Origin of the sequence: Holdemanella porci (genome assembly GCF_009696075.1) — a bacterium.
GTDB classification, from domain to species: Bacteria; Bacillota_I; Bacilli_A; order Erysipelotrichales; family Erysipelotrichaceae; genus Holdemanella; species Holdemanella porci.
Window position 1 is genome coordinate 16,640 of sequence record NZ_VUMR01000006.1, and the last position, 18,812, is coordinate 35,451.

At 34.8% G+C, this 18,812-nt stretch carries 22 protein-coding genes; 20 read left to right on the plus strand and 2 right to left on the minus strand.

Annotated elements, in window-relative coordinates; all coding sequences use genetic code 11:
* Positions 1 to 2 precede the first annotated feature (2 nt).
* The 14 genes from ilvD (at position 3) to FYJ55_RS02195 (ending at position 12,221) form a co-directional block, all read left to right on the plus strand.
* On the plus strand, positions 3 to 1,751 hold the full coding sequence (ilvD, locus tag FYJ55_RS02130) for a dihydroxy-acid dehydratase (protein WP_154555434.1): 1,749 nt from the start codon (positions 3 to 5) through the stop codon (positions 1,749 to 1,751).
* Between the two features lie 16 nt (positions 1,752 to 1,767).
* Entirely contained in the window at positions 1,768 to 2,403 is a 636-nt protein-coding gene (locus FYJ55_RS02135; protein WP_154555435.1) for a bifunctional 4-hydroxy-2-oxoglutarate aldolase/2-dehydro-3-deoxy-phosphogluconate aldolase, read from the plus strand.
* A 2-nt stretch (positions 2,404 to 2,405) separates the two neighbouring features.
* Positions 2,406 to 3,431 carry a sugar kinase gene (locus FYJ55_RS02140; RefSeq protein ID WP_154555436.1) on the plus strand — a complete coding sequence of 342 codons (1,026 nt, stop codon included), beginning with the start codon at positions 2,406 to 2,408 and terminating at the stop codon, positions 3,429 to 3,431.
* A gap of 155 nt (positions 3,432 to 3,586) precedes the next feature.
* The gene (locus FYJ55_RS02145; RefSeq protein ID WP_154555463.1) at positions 3,587 to 3,916 is read left to right on the plus strand and encodes a DUF3784 domain-containing protein; all 330 of its coding nucleotides are present in this window, start codon (positions 3,587 to 3,589) and stop codon (positions 3,914 to 3,916) included.
* A 321-nt stretch (positions 3,917 to 4,237) separates the two neighbouring features.
* Complete coding sequence (locus tag FYJ55_RS10940; RefSeq protein ID WP_229771039.1) at positions 4,238 to 4,474, plus strand: hypothetical protein; 237 nt, start codon at positions 4,238 to 4,240, stop codon at positions 4,472 to 4,474.
* A 290-nt stretch (positions 4,475 to 4,764) separates the two neighbouring features.
* On the plus strand, positions 4,765 to 5,526 hold the full coding sequence (aroD, locus tag FYJ55_RS02155; RefSeq protein ID WP_154555437.1) for a type I 3-dehydroquinate dehydratase: 762 nt from the start codon (positions 4,765 to 4,767) through the stop codon (positions 5,524 to 5,526).
* An 85-nt stretch (positions 5,527 to 5,611) separates the two neighbouring features.
* Positions 5,612 to 6,610, plus strand: a complete 999-nt coding sequence (locus tag FYJ55_RS02160; RefSeq protein WP_154555438.1) for an SPFH domain-containing protein — start codon at positions 5,612 to 5,614, stop codon at positions 6,608 to 6,610.
* A complete protein-coding gene (locus tag FYJ55_RS02165; protein WP_003864283.1) occupies positions 6,610 to 6,804 on the plus strand; it encodes a hypothetical protein in 195 nt (64 codons plus the stop codon). Before FYJ55_RS02160 ends, FYJ55_RS02165 begins: the two co-directional genes overlap by 1 nt.
* A 204-nt stretch (positions 6,805 to 7,008) precedes the next feature.
* Positions 7,009 to 7,680: a Bax inhibitor-1/YccA family protein gene (locus FYJ55_RS02170; RefSeq protein ID WP_154555439.1), complete on the plus strand. Its 672-nt coding sequence runs from the start codon at positions 7,009 to 7,011 to the stop codon at positions 7,678 to 7,680.
* A 211-nt stretch (positions 7,681 to 7,891) separates the two neighbouring features.
* Positions 7,892 to 8,821, plus strand: coding sequence for a C45 family autoproteolytic acyltransferase/hydolase (locus FYJ55_RS02175; RefSeq protein ID WP_229771040.1), 930 nt, complete (start codon positions 7,892 to 7,894; stop codon positions 8,819 to 8,821).
* Between the two features lie 4 nt (positions 8,822 to 8,825).
* Positions 8,826 to 9,248, plus strand: coding sequence for a MarR family winged helix-turn-helix transcriptional regulator (locus FYJ55_RS02180; RefSeq protein WP_154555440.1), 423 nt, complete (start codon positions 8,826 to 8,828; stop codon positions 9,246 to 9,248).
* An 86-nt stretch (positions 9,249 to 9,334) separates the two neighbouring features.
* On the plus strand, positions 9,335 to 10,210 hold the full coding sequence (locus FYJ55_RS02185; RefSeq protein WP_229771041.1) for a YitT family protein: 876 nt from the start codon (positions 9,335 to 9,337) through the stop codon (positions 10,208 to 10,210).
* A complete protein-coding gene (locus FYJ55_RS02190) occupies positions 10,207 to 11,016 on the plus strand; it encodes an HAD family hydrolase (RefSeq protein WP_326831832.1) in 810 nt (269 codons plus the stop codon). The genes FYJ55_RS02185 and FYJ55_RS02190 overlap by 4 nt, the downstream gene beginning before the upstream one ends.
* The gene (locus tag FYJ55_RS02195; protein WP_154555442.1) at positions 11,010 to 12,221 is read left to right on the plus strand and encodes a BaiN/RdsA family NAD(P)/FAD-dependent oxidoreductase; all 1,212 of its coding nucleotides are present in this window, start codon (positions 11,010 to 11,012) and stop codon (positions 12,219 to 12,221) included. Before FYJ55_RS02190 ends, FYJ55_RS02195 begins: the two co-directional genes overlap by 7 nt.
* 19 nt (positions 12,222 to 12,240) lie before the next feature.
* Here the strand turns inward: FYJ55_RS02195 and msrA are convergent, their stop codons facing one another.
* Both msrA and FYJ55_RS02205 read right to left on the minus strand, forming a co-directional pair.
* Positions 12,241 to 12,735: a peptide-methionine (S)-S-oxide reductase MsrA gene (gene msrA, locus FYJ55_RS02200; RefSeq protein ID WP_154555443.1), complete on the minus strand. Its 495-nt coding sequence runs from the start codon at positions 12,733 to 12,735 to the stop codon at positions 12,241 to 12,243.
* The gene (locus FYJ55_RS02205; RefSeq protein ID WP_154555444.1) at positions 12,732 to 13,484 is read right to left on the minus strand and encodes a hypothetical protein; all 753 of its coding nucleotides are present in this window, start codon (positions 13,482 to 13,484) and stop codon (positions 12,732 to 12,734) included. The genes msrA and FYJ55_RS02205 overlap by 4 nt, the downstream gene beginning before the upstream one ends.
* 87 nt (positions 13,485 to 13,571) lie before the next feature.
* Between FYJ55_RS02205 and FYJ55_RS02210 the strand changes: the two genes are divergently transcribed.
* From FYJ55_RS02210 to FYJ55_RS02235, 6 genes are read left to right on the plus strand one after another with little or no spacing between them, the layout of a single operon-like run.
* On the plus strand, positions 13,572 to 14,657 hold the full coding sequence (locus FYJ55_RS02210; RefSeq protein ID WP_154555445.1) for a helix-turn-helix domain-containing protein: 1,086 nt from the start codon (positions 13,572 to 13,574) through the stop codon (positions 14,655 to 14,657).
* A complete protein-coding gene (gene pgsA, locus FYJ55_RS02215) occupies positions 14,617 to 15,204 on the plus strand; it encodes a CDP-diacylglycerol--glycerol-3-phosphate 3-phosphatidyltransferase (protein ID WP_326831833.1) in 588 nt (195 codons plus the stop codon). The genes FYJ55_RS02210 and pgsA overlap by 41 nt, the downstream gene beginning before the upstream one ends.
* Entirely contained in the window at positions 15,204 to 15,698 is a 495-nt protein-coding gene (locus tag FYJ55_RS02220) for a CinA family protein (protein WP_154555446.1), read from the plus strand. Before pgsA ends, FYJ55_RS02220 begins: the two co-directional genes overlap by 1 nt.
* The gene (recA, locus tag FYJ55_RS02225) at positions 15,680 to 16,696 is read left to right on the plus strand and encodes a recombinase RecA (protein WP_117572661.1); all 1,017 of its coding nucleotides are present in this window, start codon (positions 15,680 to 15,682) and stop codon (positions 16,694 to 16,696) included. Before FYJ55_RS02220 ends, recA begins: the two co-directional genes overlap by 19 nt.
* A gap of 40 nt (positions 16,697 to 16,736) precedes the next feature.
* The gene (locus FYJ55_RS02230) at positions 16,737 to 17,348 is read left to right on the plus strand and encodes a cysteine hydrolase family protein (RefSeq protein ID WP_154555447.1); all 612 of its coding nucleotides are present in this window, start codon (positions 16,737 to 16,739) and stop codon (positions 17,346 to 17,348) included.
* A 10-nt stretch (positions 17,349 to 17,358) separates the two neighbouring features.
* Positions 17,359 to 18,804, plus strand: coding sequence for a nicotinate phosphoribosyltransferase (locus FYJ55_RS02235; protein ID WP_154555448.1), 1,446 nt, complete (start codon positions 17,359 to 17,361; stop codon positions 18,802 to 18,804).
* Positions 18,805 to 18,812: the final 8 nt, after the last annotated feature.

Genomic DNA, 18,812 nt, shown 5'->3' on the forward strand with positions numbered 1-18,812 from the left:
GTATGAAGTTAATCAGTCAAGAAATGCGGAAATTAGCACCCGAACTTGATCCATTACGTATTGGAACAGGTTGGAAGAAAGAAGATTTGGGAAAAGTTCAAGTCATGATTGAAAGTACGTATGGTGATAGTCACCCCGGTAGTGGTCACTTAAATGTACTTGTTGATGAAGTTCGTAAGGGAATTGCCGAAGAAAATGGTTATGGAGCTCGTTATTATTGTACGGATATTTGCGATGGAGAAAGCCAAGGAACTGATGGAATCAACTATAGTTTAGTAAGCCGTGAAATGATTGCGAATATGATTGAAATTCATGCGAATGCTACACCATTTGATGCAGGAGTATATCTTTCAAGCTGTGATAAAGGGGTTCCGGGAAATTTAATGGGACTTGCCAGAGTCAATATTCCTTCAATCTTTGTACCTGGCGGAACTATGAATGCAGGCCCAGAAATGTTGACTTTGGAACAATTGGGTATGTACAGTGCTAAATTTGAGCGTGGTGAAATTGATGAAGCTAAATTGGACTGGGCAAAATGCAATGCTTGTCCAAGTTGTGGAGCTTGTTCATTTATTGGTACGGCTTCAACTATGCAGATTATGGCAGAAGCATTAGGTCTTGCCCTTCCAGGTACTGCTCTTATGCCTTCAACTAGTCCAGATTTATTAGCTTTCGCAAGAAAAGCAGGAAGACAATCCGTTCGAATTGCTCAAATGGAGAATATGAAACCATCCGATATTGTGACTATGGATAGCTTTGAAAATGCGATTCTAGTACATGCGGCTATTTCAGGAAGTACAAATTGTTTGTTGCACCTTCCTGCCATTGCTCATGAATTTGGTATTGAAATTACAGGAGAAACATTTGATCGTTTACATAGAAAAGCTCATTATTTATTAGATGTTCGTCCAGCAGGACGTTGGCCAGCTGAATGCTTCTACTATGCAGGTGGTGTTCCAGCGATTATGGAAGAAATCAAAGAACACTTGCACTTAGATGTTATGACTGTCACTGGTAAAACATTGGGTGAAAATCTAGAGGAATTGAAACAAAATGGATTCTATGAAAAATGTAATAAATGGCTTCAAGAATTCAATAAACGTTACAATGTAAATTTGACAAAAGAAGATATCATCCGTCCTTATGACAAGGCGATTGGTACAGATGGAAGTATTGCCTTATTAAAGGGAAATCTTGCACCTGAAGGAGCTGTTATCAAACATACAGCTTGTCCAAAAGAAATGTTTAAATCTATTCTTCGCGCTAGACCATTTGATAGTGAAGAAGAATGTTTAGATGCAGTTTTAAAACATAAAGTACAAAAAGGGGATGCCGTATTCATTCGTTATGAAGGTCCAAAGGGTAGTGGTATGCCAGAAATGTTCTATACATCAGAAGCTATCAGTAGTGATAAAGAATTGGGTAAGAGTATCGCACTAATTACAGATGGTCGTTTCTCTGGAGCAAGTACAGGTCCTGTCATTGGTCATTGTAGTCCAGAAGCGGTTGATGGTGGTCCTATTGCCTTAGTTGAAGAGGACGATTTAATTGAGATCGACGTTATGGAAAGAAAATTAAATATTGTTGGTGTTAAAGGTGAGCGTAAATCCATGGAAGAAATTGACGAGATTTTAGCTGAAAGACGTAAAAACTGGAAACCAAGAGAAAGAAAATATAAAAATGGCGTGTTGCGTTTGTTTAGTGAACATGCCGCAAGTACGATGAAGGGTGCTTACTTAGAATATAAATAAGAGGAGGGAAACAGAAATGAATAAAGTATTAGAAGAGATTTCAAAGATTGGTATTTTACCAGTCGTTGTATTAGAAGAGACAAAAGATGCAAAACCACTTGCCAAAGCACTATGTTCTGGTGGTTTACCTTGTGCTGAAGTAACATTTAGAACAGCAGCTGCCAAAGAATGCATTTCAATCATGCGTAAAGAATTTCCTGAAATGTTAGTAGGGGCTGGAACTGTATTAACTGTTGAACAAGTGGATGAAGCATTAGAAGCAGGGGCTCAATTCATTATCAGTCCAGGCTTTGATGAAGATGTTGTAAAACATTGTTTAGAAAAGAATGTACCTGTTACTCCAGGAACATGTACACCTAGTGATGTACAAAAATGTTACCGTTTGGGTTTGGATGTTGTAAAATTCTTCCCTGCTGAAGCTGCTGGTGGATTGAAAATGATCAAATCCATCGCAGCTCCATATACACAAATGAAATTCATTCCAACAGGTGGAATTAACGCGAACAATATGAAAGACTACTTAGAATACGACCGTATCTTAGCCATTGGAGGTAGCTGGATGGTGAAGGGTGATTTAATCAAGAATGGTGAATTTGATAAGGTAGAAGCTATGACTAAAGAGGCTGTAACTAAACTTAAGGAGGTTCGCTAATTATGAAACAAAAAGTAGTCACTTTTGGAGAAATCATGTTGCGTCTAGCACCCGAAGGATATTATCGCTTTGTACAAGCTGATACTTTTGGTGCAACTTATGGTGGTGGAGAAGCCAATGTAGCTGTTTCTTTAGCTAACTATGGTTTTGACGCCAAATACGTAACTCGTCTTCCAAATCATGAAATTGGCCAATGTGCCATCAATTCATTACGCAAATATGGTGTAGACACATCTTATATTGCTCGTGGTGGAGACCGTATTGGAATCTACTACTTGGAAAAAGGAGCTAGCCAACGTCCTAGTAAAGTTATTTATGATCGTGCAGGCTCTAGTATCTATACAGCTACAAGTGCTGATTTTAACTGGGATGAAATCTTTAAAGATTGTGCTTGGTTTCACATTACTGGAATTACACCAGCACTATGTGACAATGTAGCCAAACTTACAATTGAAGCTTGTAAGAAAGCTAAGGAGTATGGAGTTAAGATTTCATGTGACTTGAACTATCGTAACAAGTTATGGTCAAAAGAAAAAGCTGGAGAAGTCATGGCTAAGATTTGCGAATATGTCGATGTATGTATTGCCAACGAAGAAGATGCAGCCGATGTATTTGGAATCAAGGCCAGTGATACGGATGTAACAAGTGGTGAAGTCAATCGCGAAGGATATAAGGAAGTAGCTAGTGAATTGACACGTCGTTTTGGATTTGAAAAAGTAGCCATCACATTAAGAGAGTCAATCAATGCCAATATCAACAACTGGTCAGCGATGTTGTATGATGGAAAAGATTACTATTTCTCAAAGAGATACAATATGCAGATTGTAGATCGTGTAGGTGGTGGAGACAGCTTTGGAGCTGGATTGATTGCGGCAAGCCTAGAAGAATATGATCCTCAGGCAACCATTGAATTTGCGGTAGCCGCAAGTTGTTTAAAACACTCTGTCGAAGGTGATTTCAACATGGTAAGCATGGATGAAGTGTTGAAATTAGCAGGTGGAGATGGTTCAGGCCGCGTTCAAAGATAATTCAATTATTTGGTAGTAACAGAGTACTATCATGTATTTATTTCTCTATTTCAACAACAATACTTACATAAAGTGTCTAACTTTTAGTTATCCGTTACTATATATTCTAGGAAGAGCTTGTCACTCTTCCTTTTGTCGTGAAAAATAAGGCTATGATGAATATTGAATTTATGGTATGTTTAGTGCTTGCGATATTGTTTCTTGTTATAGGGATTATATTCTCATTCTTAAAAGAAGAAGGGGCTAAGTATGTTTCTGGTTTTAGTACACTAAATCATCCAGAAAACTATGATAAGGCATCTATTTCTTTGGATATGCGAAATCAATGTTTTACATATGCATTGATTCTATTCCTAGGAGCTATTCTTTCCTATTTCATATCTGCCATTATCGCTATACCAACCTATGTTATATGGGGTATTGTTTTCTTTAAGTCTGTACATTTGGATGGAGAAAAAGCATTCGAAAAGTATTTGATTAAGTAATATAACGCAAAAATTTTATTTTTAACTTTTCAAAGTTAAATTGAAAAAGAATGAGTATCTTACATGCTTTTAGATTGAATATAAGTGTTGACTGAAAGAATGAAAAATATATATAATCATTCTAAAACGAACGATTAGGAACTGCTTATGTTTCATGTAAAGAAAAGAACTCTTTTAATGATAGCTTGAATTGTATGGTTAATTGCCGGGTTTAATGTAGCGTGATTAGGTGTGCTTTCATATCATGTGATTGAATCTAAATAGTATTCATATATTTTAGCGATTGTTGTGTTCTCTATATTTGGAATGATGTTTTTCAAAATGAGTAAAAAACACACAAAACGAATTATGGAATATGAAGCAACACGTACCTTCTGGCACTTCTTTGATTTAAAAGCCTATATGATCATGGTTTGTATGATGGGTGGAGGAATTGGATTTAGAGCAGCAGGAATTTTTCCGGATATCTTTATCGCATTCTTTTATTTAGGCCTTGGATATGCACTTGCTTTAGTGGGAGTTACTTTCTTAAGAAACTATGTTCAATATAAAAACTAAAAAAAAGAGATCCATATGAAGTTAGCGTATCAGGAAAAATCTATGTGTAACAGGATTATGTTGTATAGACCAATCTCTTGCCACATTTATTTTTGAGATTATTCGTGTGAACAATGTGATAAACGTGCATTGGATTGCTTAAGTATTATTAAAGAGAGTGGTACAAAAGAGATTGATTTATCACAAGATGTATTAAATGAAATGAGAAACCAATCAAGTTCGGTTTATAACAAGTTGGGGATGCGTAGTTTGATGCGTATACAAAAAATATGAATAAAGGAGAATAAAAAATGAATACAGTAACAATGAAAAATGTTGAATTTGGTGCAGGTGTACCAAAGATTTGTGTTCCTATTTGTGGAAAGGGTAAAGAAGATGTTTTAGAACAAGCGAAAATCATTCTTGATACACCAGCTGATATTATTGAATGGCGTATGGATTGGTTTGAACAAGTTGAAAATACTGCATCTGTAGTAGAAATGGCTAAAGAATTACGTGAAGTATTTAAAGAAACTCCAGTATTAGCTACTTTCCGTTCTAAAAAAGAAGGTGGAGAATTAGAAGTTTCTACTGAATACTATGTAGAATTAAATTGTGCTGTTGCCAAAAGCGGTTATGTAGATGCTGTAGATGTTGAATTATATACAGGAGATAAGGAAGTTGAAACGATTGTAACAACAGCTCATGAAAATGGAGTAAAAGTAATTATGTCAAACCATGACTTCTTTAAAACACCATCTAAAAAAGAAATCATTTCTCGTTTATGCGCTATGCAAGAAAAGGGTGCAGACATTCCTAAGATTGCAGTTATGCCTCAATCAAAAAAGGATGTATTGACATTATTATCAGCTACAAATGAAATGGCTGAAGAACATGCCAATCGTCCAATCATCACAATGTCTATGGCAGCTACTGGAGTTATCTCTCGTTTAGCTGGTGAAGTATTTGGTTCTTGTTTGACATTTGGTGCTGCTAAAAAGGCAAGTGCTCCAGGTCAAATGGGTGTTAATGATCTTAAGACGGTTCTTGAAACTTTACACAAAAGTTTATAATCAATAAGGCAGGTTTAAATAATCTGCCTTTTTTCATTGACATATGATATCAAAGTGATATCATTTAGATAGTGGAGGTGCTTATATGACAGAAAAAGTTTTAAGCAATAAAAAGAATGGCATGACCATGATGATAATATGGATTGTTTTATATCTTGTAGCCTTGTTGATGACAATACTTGGAGTAGCATTAATTTGGCCTTTATTTATTATTGGTGTTGTATGGCTATGCATTGGTTGGATTCCATTTCTTGGTTTAAAAGTATTAAAGCCACAAGAAGCCTTGGTTTTGACATTATTTGGTAAATATGTAGGTACTTTAAAGGATGCTGGATTTTATTTTGTCAATCCTTTTTGTCAGGCTGTTAATCCAGCCGCAAAGACAAAACTAAATCAAAGTGGAGATGTGGATGATGGTTCTAAGAAGAGTATTTTTCAAGCGCAAAATAATGGAACAGTAGAAATGGCTTCTAAAAAAGTATCTTTGAAAATCATGACTTTAAACAACAATCGTCAAAAAATCAATGATTGTTTGGGAAATCCTGTTGAGATTGGAATTGCCGTGATGTGGCGTGTTACAGATACCGCAAAAGCTGTATTTAATGTAGATAACTATAAGGAATATCTTTCTTTACAATGTGATAGTGCATTAAGAAATATTGTTCGTATTTATCCTTATGATGTCGCTGAAAATGTAGATACAACAGGTGATGGTATTGCCGATGAAGGAAGTCTTAGAGGTTCTAGTGAAGTAGTAGCTTCTAGAATTCGTGATGAAATTCAAAGTAAAGTAAAAGATGCGGGTCTTGAAATTATTGAGGCAAGAATTACATATTTGGCATATGCACCAGAAATTGCAGCCGTTATGCTACAAAGACAACAGGCAAGTGCGATTATTGATGCACGTAAGATGATTGTGGATGGAGCTGTTGGTATGGTTGAAATGGCATTGGAGCGTTTGAATGAAAATGGGGTTGTAGAATTAGATGAAGAAAGGAAAGCGGCTATGGTTTCGAACTTATTAGTCGTACTTTGTGGAAACCATGATGCGCAGCCAGTCGTTAATTCTGGCAGCTTGTATTAATGGAAAAGAAACAGATTCCTTTGCGTCTTTCAAAAAAATTGTATGATCAAATCGCTTCATGGGCAGAAGACGATTTTCGCAGTGTCAACGGACAAATTGAATACTTGCTGACGGAATGTGTGAAACAAAGAAAAAAGAATGGCAAATATGTCAGTGATACAATGGATGAGCCTATTGAATTGGATGTTAAGTAAGAGAGTGTAGAAATACATTCTTTTATTTTTGGAAAAAATAAAAGCTTTCAAAGGTTTAAGCTGAAAAACTTGGTATCTTAAGCTACTTTTAAAGGTTAAATTTTGAAGACTTGGTTAATTGAATAGTCATTTTGTCTAAGTTGTACATTGTAATGTATATGTAAAAAACATAAAATACTCTAAAAATAGGAGGTAAATTTATTTATGTATACAAACAATTATTCAAACTCAGTTAGCACAAATTCATTATATAAAGTATACAGTTGGATGATGGTAGGACTTGGAATTACGGCAATCACTTCGGCTTTGTTGTATGCTTCTGGCATATTCATGCTTATTATTCAGATTCCCATGATTTCACTATTATTATTCATAGTACAAATTTCGTTAACGATTTCAATGGGACGTCAATTATCACGTAACACACCAGCTTCTAGTATGAAGACGATGTTTATTGTGTATTCACTTACAATGGGAATCAATATGACATCGTTGGCTTATGTATATAGTGCTGGACAGATTGCAGCTGCCTTTGGCATTAGCGCAATTTACTTTGCATGTTTAGCCATTATTGGTAAGACGACTAAAATGGATCTTAGTAAAGTGGGAAACATTTGTTTGATTGGTTTGGTTGCGATGATCTTTAGTCAATTTTTCTTCATGCTATTTAGAGTTGGCATGGATGTACGCTTATGGAGCGTGATTGGACTCTTATTATTTACCGGACTTACGGCTTGGGACATACAAAAAATGAATTATATGTTGGATGGCTATGAAGATGAAAAAATATCGATTTATATGGCGTTACAGCTATACTTAGATTTTTTGAATATCTTCTTATACATTTTGCGATTATTAGGACGTAGAGATGATTAGTTTCATCTCTATTTTTTATGGTTTACAAAGTAAACTAATATTGTATACTTTAATAGTTAACAAAATGAACTAAAGAAGTATGTATGAAAGTATTAAAGAAAATAGGAATTACTATATTATGTTTATTATTGATATGTGGAATAGGAATTGTTTATCTATTTCCCAAGGAATATAGCTCATTAAAATCATTAAAAAAATCGATGCTTATCCAATGTATACAATGGATTATAGTGCGGATTATGGATTGGATGAATTTTTAGAAAAAGGTGCTAGCAATGATAAAGAGCTTGTCGAATTTGTGGGGAATCACGTAATGAAGGGATTACCATTAAGTATTAAGATTCCAGATTTAGGTTGTTCTACATTTATTGCACAAAATAAAAATTCAGGATATTTATTCGGACGCAACTTTGATATGGATTATTCGCCAAGTGTATTAGTGAAGACGAAACTTAAAAATGGGTATGCCTCTATATCCATGGTGAATTTAAGTTTTGTAGGATATAATGAAAAATATTTACCAGATACATTAAAGGATTCATTGGTGAATTTGGCAGCCCCTTATGCACCACTAGATGGAATGAATGAAAAAGGTTTAGCGGTTGGTGTATTGTTGATTGATACAAAACCAACAAATCAGAATACAAAAAAGGTAGATATCACAACAACAGCAATTCGTTTAATGCTTGATAAGGCGAAAAATGTGGATGAAACATTAGAATTATTATCATCTTATGACGTGCATTCAAGTGCGAATAGTTGTTATCACTTCCAAATTTGTGATGCTTCTGGAAAGAGTGTTGTCGTAGAATATGTGGATAATGAAATGAAGGTTGTATATCCGGATAAGAATTATCAGTGTGCTACGAATTTCTCGCTTACAAATCCATATGCAGAATTTAATTTTGGCCAAGACCGCTACCAAATTATTGATGAAAAATTAAGTTCCACAAATGGAAAACTATCCAGTCATGAGGCTATGCAACTTTTATCCGATTGTTCGCAAGATGCGCATAAGAATAAGCAGGGAAAAATCTCAAAGACACAATGGTCTTGTGTATATGATTTAAAGAATAAAAAGGTAACGATTTGTGTGAATGAATATTATGATGCGAAATACACAATTTCTGTGCTAGAATAAAGCTATGAAAAAGAATGAACAAGTATTAGAAGCGTGGCTTCAAATGACAACCGTTATTAATAATGAGAGAATTACTCCAGATCTTCCTTACAATGAGTCGATGATTTGTCGTTATTTATATCAAAATCAAGATATAAATGTAACCGCAACGGATTTATGCAACTATATGCGCATGCAAAAATCGCAGATGAATCGTACGCTTACGAATATGGAAAAAAAGGGATTGATTACACGTATTCGTAGTGAACAGGATACGCGTAAAATCTATATTACATTAAATGATTCGATGATTCGAATCTATAAGAAGCAACATGAAAAGATTTTAAAGATCGTAGATGAATTGTTTGATAAGATTGGTTATGAAAAACAACCAGAAGTGATTGAACTGTTTGATTTGATTACGCAAACCGCAAAAGAAATGTTGTAAAGATAAGCTGGATTTCCAGCTTTTTTCTTTTGTTTCATAAAGAGTTCTTTTTTGGTAGAATATAGATGTCGTTTGGGGAGGCTTTTATGAAAAAAACAAATTATGCAAAAGACGTATTGGTTGTATTATTAGGGAATTTCATGGTGGCAGTGTCCGTTGCTTTTTTTGTTTTACCAAATAATACATTAACCGGAGGCGTAGCCGGTGTTGCCGTGTCATTAAAACCATTATTACCATTTGTACCATCCGTATGGCTGATCAACATATTGATGATTGGACTCTACGTTGTTGGTGCAATTTTTTTGGGGAAGGCATTTGCACTGAAATCATTGATTTCAACATTTAGTTATTCATTTTTTGTCTCATTACTAACATATGTGACAACTTTATTTCCCAAAGACACATTTATCATGCAACCCATGTTGGCAAGTATTTATTGTGGGTTGATTTCGGGAATTGGCTTAGGTCTATGCTTTAGAGTGAACGCAAGTACTGGAGGTATGGATATTCCAGCCTTGTTGATTCATAAGTATACTCATATTTCTTCAGGAAATTCAGTAATGATCATTGATGCTCTAACTGTATTGTTGGGAATGTCTACGTATGGTGTAGAACCAGCCTTGATTGGAGTTTTATCTGTATTCACAACTGGTTTTGCGATTGATAAAACAATTTTGATTGGTTCAAGTACGGCAATCAACTGTATGGTTATTTCAGATAAGTGGTTTGATATTAAAAATCATGTATTAAACAATATGGAGCGTGGTGTTACAATTTTAGAAGGTAAGGGTGGATATACAAATGAATCCAAACCTGTATTGATGATTGTAATTCCACAAAAAATGTATTCGAATTTAGAACACGAAATCATGCAGTTAGATCCAAGAGCTTTTATTATTGTAAATAGTGTTCATGAAGTCGATGGTGAAGGATTTACTTATGAATTGGAGGACTTAAAGTGACGACAAAACTAGTGATTTGTGACATTGATGCTACATTAGTTAATGAAAAGAAAGAATTAACGCCGAGGACAAAAGAAGCTTTGATCAAGCTTCATAAAAAAGGTATTTATTTTGGGATTGCCTCAGGTCGTCCGGCCGATGAATTAAAACGAAATAAAGAGTATTGGGATTTACCTTTTGACTTTGATTTTGTGGTAGGGATGAATGGAGCAGAACTTTGGGATGGCGTACATCAAAAATTCTATAGCTATTTCATGATGAAAAAGGAATGGTTAAAAGAAACCATGGAAATCATGAAAGTTGTCAAATGCAATCCAATGATATATTGGAATGGAAAGATTCGTTGTGTTCATATTGATGATTGGATGATTCATTCGGCTTCTACATCGCATAAAGAATTGGAAGTTGTAAAATTAGAAGATTTCTATGCACATGAAAACGCAAAAATCATGTTCCGTATGAAAGAAGAGGATATGCCTAAAGCGGAAGCTTGGGTAAAAGAGCATACAAATCCTTATTATCATGGTTTTAAAACGCAATCCACATTACTTGAATTTTGTGATAAAAGAATCAATAAGGGATATGGACTACAAAAAATATGCGAACTCAATGATTTAGACATAAAGGATGTCATGGCCTTTGGAGATACATCCAACGATAATGACATGTTAAAAGTAGCAGGTTGTGGTGTTTGTATGATCAATGGTACGGATGATACAAAGGCTTGCGCCAATGCCATCACAAAACAGGATAATGAACATGATGGGTTAGCTATTTATTTAGAAGAAAGTGGGATTTTATGTTAAAAGTATGCGTGATTGGTGGAGGACCATCTGGATTGATGGCTGCCTATACCGCAAGCTTAGTCGGTCACCAGGTGGAGTTGTTTGAGAAAAATAAACAATTAGGAAAGAAGTTGCAACTTACAGGACATGGACGTTGTAATGTGACGAATAATTGTTCAAAAGATGAATTCTTTAAGCATGTTGTGCACAATGAAAAATTCTTATATAGTCCATTCTCACAATTCTCTAATTTGGATATGATCCAATTTTTAAAATCCAATGGTTTACCTACCATTGAAGAAGATCATGGGCGTATGTTTCCTGGTTCGAATTCAAGTCAGGATGTTGTTTTATTGTTTGTGGAATTATTACGCAAAAATAATGTGATTCTACATATGGATGAAGCATGTACAGATTTAATGGTTGAAGATGATAAAGTGGTTGGAATCAAAACAGATAAAGGTTTGTATTCGTTTGATGTAGTGATTGTTGCGACAGGTGGAAAGTCTTTTGTGTCGACTGGAAGTAGTGGCGATGGATATAAATGGGCGAATACATTAGATATCAAAGTCAGTGATTTATATCCTGGATTGGTTTCTTTACGAACAAAAGAAATTTTTGATTTAGCAGGTCTTTCTTTGCAGAATGTGGGTATTCAAGCAAAGAAAGATAAAAAAGTTTTATATAAACAATTGGGCGACATTTTGTTTACTCATGAAGGTTTTAGTGGACCAGGTATTTTGGCCATGTCAAGCTATGTGATTAATAAAGAACCAGAAAAAATCATATTGGATTTGATTCCGGATAAATCAGTGGATGAAGTGGATGCATTTTTACTAGAAAGAATGAATCGTTCTTCAAATAAACAATTGAATCACATACTTGAAATGATGATACCTAAGAGATTGGTACAATATATCATGGATCGTTTAAATATTGATGATTCTTTAAAAGCCAATGAAACAACAAAAGTACAAAGAAGAAGTATTAGTGAATTATTGAAATGTTTAGATTTTAAAGTGTCTAGTTTTGCCGGATTTGATCAGGCTATGATAACTGTAGGTGGAATCAAGACGAATCAGATTCAGCCTCAGACAATGGAGTCTAAGAAAATTAAAGGCTTAAAGTTTGTGGGCGAAGTTCTTGATTTGGATGCACAAACAGGCGGCTATAATTTACAGATTGCATGGACAACGGGCTTTGTTGCAGGAAGTACAATTGAATAAAGGAAAAAAGAAGGGATGGTTAAAGTCCCTTCTTAAATTTTGATGCAGGTATATGGCAATAAGCCCCTGGATTTTTATCCAGGTATTTTTGATGGTATTCTTCGGCATTAAAAAAGTTTTTCATAGGCTCTACTTCAACAGCTAGAGGTAAATCATATTTCTTTTGGATTTCATTATATTTAGATTGGATGATTTCAAAATCTATTTTTTCCACATAATAAATACCTGTACGATAGGAAATACCAATGTCTTCACCTTGTTGGTTGACAGAAACAGGATCAATAATGTCAAAGTATAAGTCTAGAATTTTAGGTAATGAAATCACTGTGTCATCATATTGAATTTCTAAAGTTTCTGCATGACCAGTCAAACCTTTTTTGACATCCTTATATACTGGGTTTTCTGTGTTACCATTCGCATAACCAACGGTTGTTTTTACAATTCCATCAAATTGATCAAAATAATGCTGCACACCCCAAAAGCAGCCTCCAGCTAAATATATTGTTTTTATCATTTTAATTTATAATATTTTCCTTTCGAATCTTTTTTATAGCGCCCAACTTTTTTTGCGTAGTCACTCTCAATCCATTTGGAAAGTTTACATTTCTTTTGTTTGTTTGCTAAGATGGGCATTAAATACTTACTTAAATCATCAATAGATGCATAGCGGGTATTGATTTTTGGATATTTCTTTAGTGCTTCTATTACCTCTTCATCACTTGCTTCATTTGGCTTTGAGGTATTTGTTTGTTTCTTTTGTTTTTGTGTCTGTTTTGGTTGAGACTTAAGCGTTTCTTCCTTTAAAGGCAACAAGAACGGGTCTCTTGTCTGTAAGATTTCAATGTCGATATCTTTTCCTTGGAACAACAAGGCTTGTTTAATACCTTGAAATCCTTGATCATTTGTGACAAGAAGAATTTTTTTAGGGACTATATTGGCAACAATTTGTCCAAGTAAAGTAGCACAATAGATATCCGCAAAATTCTTTTGGCTTTGGTGTGTATTGAAACAATAAGAATTTGGGAAATCCTTCGCAATCGCAAAGATTTGTTGCCAGCACTTTTGCCCTATTTTTTCAAAGTTTCCAAAGAAAAAGAAGACGCTAGGACTTGTGGCTTTTAGCGTGTTTGTGTCAAATTGTTGGACATTTTCACAGTCAATACAATAGAGTGTATAGTCTTCAAAATTATCGATTTTAATATCTTGTGGAGAGAAACTCATGCATTGAGAAAATGTTCCGATTGAAAAATTAAGTTGTGACATTTCATTCATCCTTTCGTAAATAATTATAGCACATCGTGGTATTCTTGCTTTGAATTTGTTATAATAAACTTCAAAGGGGGAGTTTTAGTGGCTTATTATCACATCTTAAAAGAACGTCGAACAAACCTAAAACTTTCCATTCAGGATGTTTCAAATCAGACGCGTTTAGCGCCTCAATATATACAAGCAATCGAAGAACACAACCTTGATGTTTTCTCCGATGACTTATCTTTCGTTCGCTATTTTGTGCATGCCTATTCGGATGCGATTGGTGTAAATTGGCAGGCCATTTCAGATGAAGTTGATGTGGATGTCAATGAATTTGCGCATCAAAGAGACATGGCTTTAACTATGGCACAAAGACGTATGGTTGAACAAATGGCGAGTGTTCAAAAGACAAAAAAGACGACTAAGAAAAAGAAAAAATCATCTTTAGGATGGTTTCAAAAACATGTCAGTAGAACAAGTTCTTCATTGAACGCAAACCAGACGAAGATCATCAAAATGCTTGTCCTGATTGGAATCATTGGATTGGGAGTTTTATCCTTGATCAATGTGGGATTGCGTTCGATTTCAAATCAAAAACTAGCAACGCAGCAAGAGCTTCGTGAAGAGCAATTGTCTAAAAAAGAACAGGAGACAAATAAACTCGCAAACCAGCGTAAAAAAGCTAAAGAGGCTCAGGCTTTAGTTGTTGATAAAATTAGCGGTGAAACCAACGCATATCAGCTTTCGAATATTCAATCGGATGTAAAAACATTGGATTTAAGTATTACGTTACCGACAAAGACAAAAATTACTTTGAAAAAGAATGATGAAACAATTAATGACACTTCAAAAGTATATACGGGTACATTCAATCATAGCTTAGAATTATCCGATGATTGTACTTTTGAAATTAGTATTGAGACATATTCAGAAAACAGTATTTCTATTGACGGAAAAGAAATTTCTTTTGATAAAGAAGGTTGGAAGCAGGGTGAGCCTGCCATTATCACACTACAAATTGGTAAGGGATACCAAAAACCTGTTGAAGAAGATGAAACTGAATATGAGGATAGTGACTATGATTACGATTATGATTATGGTTACACAGATGAAAATCTATATGCACAAGGGGAGGATGTAACTTATGGCCAAGATGAATATGCCGAACAGACTAACAATTATTAGAATTTTATTAGTTCCTGTTGTTGTGGCTGTATATTTATGTATGGACCCGACCATTGGTGTTATAGATGAAGCAAGTGGTCTTGCACTACGTGATGTGATTGCATTTGTAATTTTTGCGGTTGCGAGTATTACAGATTTCTTTGATGGAATGTTAGCAAGAAAGAACAATTGGATTACTTCTTTTGGAAAATTTGCGGATCCCATCGCAGATAAGATGTTAGTGAACACAGTTTTGATCTTGATGGTTTATTTTCATCAAGCCAATGTGATTGCAGTATTACTAATGATCGCAAGAGACTTGATTGTTGATGGCTTACGAATGAGCGCAGCTAATTCTGGTGAAGTTGTAAGTGCAGGTATTTTTGGAAAACTAAAGACAGTACTACAAATGTTTGCACTTGTATTCTTGTTATTGAAAGATTGGCCGTTTGTCTATATGGGTATTTGTATGGACCAAATATTGTTGTGGGCAGCAACAGTGGCTTCTTTATATAGTGGATGGATTTATTTCAACCAATTGAAAAAATACGTTTTGGAGACTATGTAATGACTGAGGCAAAACAACTTGTTTCTTTATGTACAGAAAATCATTTGACTATTTCTAGCTGTGAAAGTCTAACGGCTGGCCTATTTACGAGTACGATTGCTTCTATTCCTGGGGCAAGTGTTATTTTAAAAGGTGGTCTAGTGACTTATTTTACACCAATGAAAAGTGTATTAGCTCATGTGGATGTGAACTTAATTCAAAATTATGGTGTAATTAGTGAAGAGTGTGCCTATGCCATGGCCAAAAACACAAGAGAAATTATGGATGTGGATTATTGTGTGTCTTTTACGGGCAACGCAGGTCCGAGTGCCTGGGAAGAAAAACCAGCAGGAAGAGTCTATTGTGCTATTGCTTCTAAAAAAGAGGTTCGTGTATATGGTTTTCAATGTACAGGTCTATCTAGAAATGATGTAAGAGAGCATGTTGTTTGTCAAATGATAGATATATTGATACAAACAATTCAAAAGGAGAATATATGCCAAAAGAAAAAGTAGAAACAAATAAAGATAAACTTTTAAGTGATGTACTAACAGAAATCGAAAGGGAATATGGTAAAGGTTCTGTCATGAAATTAGGGGATAGAGCAGCCGTAGATATTGAACCCATTCCTTCTGGAAGTTTATTATTGGATGATGCTTTAGGTATCGGTGGATATCCAAAGGGAAGAATTATTGAAATCTTTGGTCCAGAATCAAGTGGTAAAACAACACTTGCTTTACATGCCGTTGCAGAAGTTCAAAAAAAGGGTGGTCGTGCAGCCTTTATTGATGCGGAAAACGCAATCGATCCAGTATACGCAAAAAATTTAGGTGTTAACATTGATGAGTTGATTTTATCTCAGCCAGATTCTGGGGAACAAGGTTTAGACATTATGTTGATGCTTGTTGAAAGTGGAGCTGTTGATTTGGTTGTTGTGGACAGTGTTGCAGCTTTAGTTCCACAAGCTGAATTAGATGGTGAAATGGGAGATAATCAAGTTGGATTACAAGCTCGTATGATGTCAAAGGCAATGCGTAAGCTTGCCGGAGCAATGAACCAAAATGATTGTACAGCTATTTTTATCAACCAGCTTCGTGAAAAAGTAGGTGTTATTTATGGAAATCCAGAAACAACTCCGGGTGGCCGTGCATTAAAATTCTATTCTTCTGTTCGTGTGGATATTCGTAAGGCGGATGCCATAAAAAATGGTACAGATATTGTTGGAAACAAAGTAAAAGTTAAAATTGTTAAGAATAAGGTAGCACCTCCATTTAAGTCTGCCGTATTAGAAATTATGTATGGCGAAGGAATTTCTTACATTAGTGAATTATTAGATTTATGTGTCGATGCCAATATTGTAAAAAAAGCAGGGGCATGGTTCAGTTATGAAGGAGAAAAAATCGGTCAGGGTAAAGAGGCTGCCAAAGCTTACATTAAGGCAAATCCAGAATTCAAATCAATGCTTGAAGAAAAATTAAAGGAATTTAAAACAAACAAAGAAGTTGAAGAATAAGAGTTCTGCGTAGAACTCTTATTCTCGTTTAGAGGTATATATGGCACGTTTAGAAAAAAATAATTATAAATCCATTCAAAAAAATGAATTAAATGATCCCGTAGTATTTGTGGTGGATATGATCAAAGGGTTTGTGAACATAGGGCCCTTACATGATGAAGTCATTGGCAATGTGGAAAAGAATATTGAAAATCTATTAACAAGCTTAGACTGCAACAATGTCTTTGTATGTGATTCACATCCACCAAAGACGCGTGAATTCAATTCGTTTCCAACGCATTGTGTAATTGGCAGTGAAGAAGCTGAAGTAGTAGATTCTTTAAAGCCATTTGTGAAACACGTAATTAAAAAGAACAGTACGAATACATTTGTGGCACCAGAATTTGAAGAGTTTCTAAATTCAGATTTGAAGTATTATCGTGATATAATTGTGACGGGCTGTTGTACAGATCTTTGTGTTCTTCATTTCGTATTGAGCTTAAACACATGGTTGAATGAACATAATATGAATGAATATCGTATTGTCGTGGTTGAAAACTGTACAGAAACCTATCATATACCAGAAATACATGAAGCCACATTCTGGAATGATGTCGCATTTAGAATGATGGAAATGAATGGCATTCAAGTTGTTTCTGAAGTAAGGGAGTAAAGATTATAAAATGAAAGATAAGAGAAATTTAAGTTTAGTCATGGACTTTTATGAACTAACAATGAGTCAATGTTATTTTAATGATAATAAAGACAAAGAAGTCGTATTTGACTTATTCTATCGTAAAAATCCGGATGACGGGGGATATTGTGTATTTGCAGGCTTGGAACAAGTTGTAGACTATGTTTCTAATTTACATTTTGAAAAAGAAGATATTGATTATTTGCGCTCATTAAACCAATTTAGTGAAGATTTTCTAGAATATCTATCAACCATTCGTTTTACTGGAGATATTTATGCGATTCCAGAAGGAACACCTGTATTTCCTCATGAACCATTAGTTCGTGTAAAAGCGCCAATTATTGAAGCGCAACTTGTAGAAACGGCATTACTTTTGGCAATCAATCACCAGACTTTGATTGCGACAAAATCACGTCGTATTGTACAAGCCAGTGAAGGAAGAGCTGTTATGGAATTTGGTGCACGTCGAGCTCATAACTTTGATGCAGCCATTCTAGGAGCTAGAGCAGCTTATATTGCAGGTTGTGCAGGAAGTGCCACTACGTATTCAGGAAAAGAGTTTGGTGTACCTGTACTTGGTACAATGGCTCACTCATTTATTCAAAGCTTTGATACCGAATATGATGCATTTATGTATTATGCCAAAACATATCCAGACGCATGTACTTTATTGATTGATACATATTCTACTTTAAAATCAGGTATTGTGAATGCGATTAAAGTAGCTAAGGATTATTTAGAACCAAATGGATACCGCTTAAAAGGTGTTCGTATTGATAGTGGAGATATGTCATATCTTTCTAAAAAAGTTCGCAAAATGTTAGATGAAGCAGGAATGAAAGATTGTAAGATTGTTGTATCCAATTCCTTGGATGAATATGTCATTGAATCTTTGATTCATCAACAAGGCGCTAAAATTGATTCGTTTGGGGTTGGTGAAAACTTGATTTGTTCAAAAAATTCGCCAGTATTTGGTGGTGTTTATAAAATGGTGGCGCTTGAAAAAGATGGCCATATGATTCCGAAAATCAAAATTAGTGACAATGTTGAAAAAGTGACAAATCCAGGTATGAAGAATTTGAATCGTATCATGGACAAAGAAACAGGTATGGCTATTGCCGATTTATTGACATTAGAAGATGAAGTGATCGATACAACGCAAGATCTAACTATCTATCATCCAATGTCACGTTGGAAATACAAAGTGATTCCTGCCAATACATATACAGTACGCGATATGTTAGTGCCAATCTTTAAAGATGGTAAGCTAGTATATGATCTTCCAAGCCTAGAAGAAATTCGTGCATATAGTGAAAAGGAACTAGCTACAATTTGGGATGAAATCAAACGTTTTGTATATCCGCAAGAATATTATGTTGACTTAAGTGAAAAGTTATTGAATCTTAAGTTAGAAATGTTGAAAAAGTATAAATAAAAAAGAAA

Bases quoted from the DNA above. Each gene is read 5' to 3' on its own strand.
- ilvD (WP_154555434.1), top strand. From the start codon at position 3: ATGAAGTTAATCAGTCAAGAAATGCGGAAATTAGCACCCGAACTTGAT.
- FYJ55_RS02135 (WP_154555435.1), top strand. From the start codon at position 1,768: ATGAATAAAGTATTAGAAGAGATTTCAAAGATTGGTATTTTACCAGTC.
- FYJ55_RS02140 (WP_154555436.1), top strand. From the start codon at position 2,406: ATGAAACAAAAAGTAGTCACTTTTGGAGAAATCATGTTGCGTCTAGCA.
- FYJ55_RS02145 (WP_154555463.1), top strand. From the start codon at position 3,587: ATGAATATTGAATTTATGGTATGTTTAGTGCTTGCGATATTGTTTCTT.
- FYJ55_RS10940 (WP_229771039.1), top strand. From the start codon at position 4,238: ATGAGTAAAAAACACACAAAACGAATTATGGAATATGAAGCAACACGT.
- aroD (WP_154555437.1), top strand. From the start codon at position 4,765: ATGAATACAGTAACAATGAAAAATGTTGAATTTGGTGCAGGTGTACCA.
- FYJ55_RS02160 (WP_154555438.1), top strand. From the start codon at position 5,612: ATGACAGAAAAAGTTTTAAGCAATAAAAAGAATGGCATGACCATGATG.
- FYJ55_RS02165 (WP_003864283.1), top strand. From the start codon at position 6,610: ATGGAAAAGAAACAGATTCCTTTGCGTCTTTCAAAAAAATTGTATGAT.
- FYJ55_RS02170 (WP_154555439.1), top strand. From the start codon at position 7,009: ATGTATACAAACAATTATTCAAACTCAGTTAGCACAAATTCATTATAT.
- FYJ55_RS02175 (WP_229771040.1), top strand. From the start codon at position 7,892: ATGTATACAATGGATTATAGTGCGGATTATGGATTGGATGAATTTTTA.
- FYJ55_RS02180 (WP_154555440.1), top strand. From the start codon at position 8,826: ATGAAAAAGAATGAACAAGTATTAGAAGCGTGGCTTCAAATGACAACC.
- FYJ55_RS02185 (WP_229771041.1), top strand. From the start codon at position 9,335: ATGAAAAAAACAAATTATGCAAAAGACGTATTGGTTGTATTATTAGGG.
- FYJ55_RS02195 (WP_154555442.1), top strand. From the start codon at position 11,010: ATGTTAAAAGTATGCGTGATTGGTGGAGGACCATCTGGATTGATGGCT.
- msrA (WP_154555443.1), bottom strand. From the start codon at position 12,735: ATGATAAAAACAATATATTTAGCTGGAGGCTGCTTTTGGGGTGTGCAG.
- FYJ55_RS02205 (WP_154555444.1), bottom strand. From the start codon at position 13,484: ATGTCACAACTTAATTTTTCAATCGGAACATTTTCTCAATGCATGAGT.
- pgsA (WP_326831833.1), top strand. From the start codon at position 14,617: ATGGCCAAGATGAATATGCCGAACAGACTAACAATTATTAGAATTTTA.
- FYJ55_RS02220 (WP_154555446.1), top strand. From the start codon at position 15,204: ATGACTGAGGCAAAACAACTTGTTTCTTTATGTACAGAAAATCATTTG.
- recA (WP_117572661.1), top strand. From the start codon at position 15,680: ATGCCAAAAGAAAAAGTAGAAACAAATAAAGATAAACTTTTAAGTGAT.
- FYJ55_RS02230 (WP_154555447.1), top strand. From the start codon at position 16,737: ATGGCACGTTTAGAAAAAAATAATTATAAATCCATTCAAAAAAATGAA.
- FYJ55_RS02235 (WP_154555448.1), top strand. From the start codon at position 17,359: ATGAAAGATAAGAGAAATTTAAGTTTAGTCATGGACTTTTATGAACTA.